This is a genomic window from Mesorhizobium sp. M4A.F.Ca.ET.090.04.2.1 (genome assembly GCF_003999085.1).
Lineage (GTDB): Bacteria > Pseudomonadota > Alphaproteobacteria > Rhizobiales > Rhizobiaceae > Mesorhizobium.
Genome location: NZ_RZOT01000833.1, coordinates 1 through 1,486, shown reverse-complemented (window position 1 = coordinate 1,486; position 1,486 = coordinate 1). Strand labels below are relative to the sequence as shown.

Genomic DNA, 1,486 nt, shown 5'->3' with positions numbered 1-1,486 from the left:
GCCGCTACAGGAACCACCCGCACCGCCGCGCTGGCAATGCCCGCCGGGCCTCACGCCCTCGGCAGCGGCCTGCGCATGATCAGCGAGGCATGGCCGCCGACCCCGTGCGCGGCGGGTCGCCGCTCGACCACCTCGAAACCGTGCTTGCGATAGAAGGCGATCGCCCGGTCGTTGCCCTCGATCACTTCGAGCGCGATCGAGGCGATGCCGGCATGGGCGGCGAGCACGGCGTGCAAGAGGTCGGTCGCCAGCCCGCTGCCGTACTCTTCCGGTTCGATATGCAGGCGGTCGAGCATGACGTCGCCGCGATCATCCATCGCCGCCATGGCGTAGCCGGCGATCGACCCGTCGGGCCGCTCGGCGACGAAGGACATCTTGTCGTCGTCTGCAAGTTCCGCCGCCAGCTTGTCCGGCGCGTGCTTGTCGTCGGAAAGCCGCGCCGTGGTCTCCGCGCCCATGATCGGCGAATAGGTCCGCCGCCAGGATTGGCCGAGCAACTGCGACACTGCAGCCAGGTCGCCTTTCGTCATTGCCCTGATCTGGACCATTTCCATCGTCCTCTGTCGCCGGCGCGGCGCACGCCAACTACTGCAGCCCAAGCGCCCACCTGGCAAGGCCGCTCGCCAGCGCCGCTGGCCCCTTCCGAACGGGTGGACGCGGCGAACTGTTCCGATGCTGCGCCGCACAAGCTCTCTCCGCCCTCGGGACCGACCGTCCTGCGCTTGCGCGATCCTGAATAACATCGTGATTACAGGGCGTTGCAGTACCGGCAGATTGAAAGATTCTCGGCTGCCGCCCTTGAAACCCATTGGTGCCCGACTAGTTCGATAAGCGTGCGAGCCCTGACAAGGGAAGGCTCGCGGAGGGAGGGTTCCAATGGCTGCCAAGGAAGTGAAATTCCACGCCGAGGCCCGCGACAAGATGCTGCGCGGCGTCGATATTCTGGCCGATGCGGTGAAGGTGACGCTCGGCCCCAAGGGGCGCAACGTCGTCATCGACAAGTCGTTCGGCGCGCCGCGCATCACCAAGGACGGTGTGACAGTGGCGAAGGAAATCGAACTGGTGGACAAGTTCGAGAACATGGGCGCGCAGATGGTGCGCGAAGTGGCGTCGAAGACCAGCGACATTGCCGGCGATGGCACCACCACGGCGACGGTGCTTGCCCAGTCCATCGTCCAGGAAGGTAACAAGGCGGTTGCCGCCGGCATGAACCCGATGGATCTGAAACGCGGCATCGACAAGGCCGTGGAAGTGATCGTCGCCGAGCTCAAGGCCAATGCCCGCAAGGTGACCCGCAACGACGAGATCGCCCAGGTCGGCACCATCTCGGCCAATGGCGATGCCGAGATCGGCCGCTTCCTGGCCGAGGCGATGCAGAGGGTCGGCAATGAGGGCGTCATCACCGTCGAGGAGGCCAAGACCGCCGAGACCGAGCTCGAAGTGGTCGAGGGCATTCAGTTCGATCGCGACTATCTCAGCCCTTATT

The 1,486-nt window shown here is 65.3% G+C and carries 2 protein-coding genes; one reads left to right on the top strand and one right to left on the bottom strand.

Annotated features, from left to right (window positions below):
• Nucleotides 1-50 precede the first annotated feature (50 nt).
• Nucleotides 51-548, bottom strand: a complete 498-nt coding sequence (locus EN781_RS32390) for a GNAT family N-acetyltransferase (RefSeq protein WP_126055273.1) — start codon at nt 546-548, stop codon at nt 51-53.
• A 328-nt stretch (nt 549-876) separates the two neighbouring features.
• On the opposite strand from EN781_RS32390, the gene EN781_RS32385 reads away from it, so the two are divergent.
• Nucleotides 877-1,486, top strand: a 610-nt coding sequence (locus EN781_RS32385) for a TCP-1/cpn60 chaperonin family protein (protein ID WP_281034416.1), incomplete at its 3' end; no start/stop codon positions are given.

Excerpts from the sequence above, each read along its gene's own strand:
- EN781_RS32390 (WP_126055273.1), bottom strand. The coding sequence starts at position 548 with ATGGTCCAGATCAGGGCAATGACGAAAGGCGACCTGGCTGCAGTGTCG.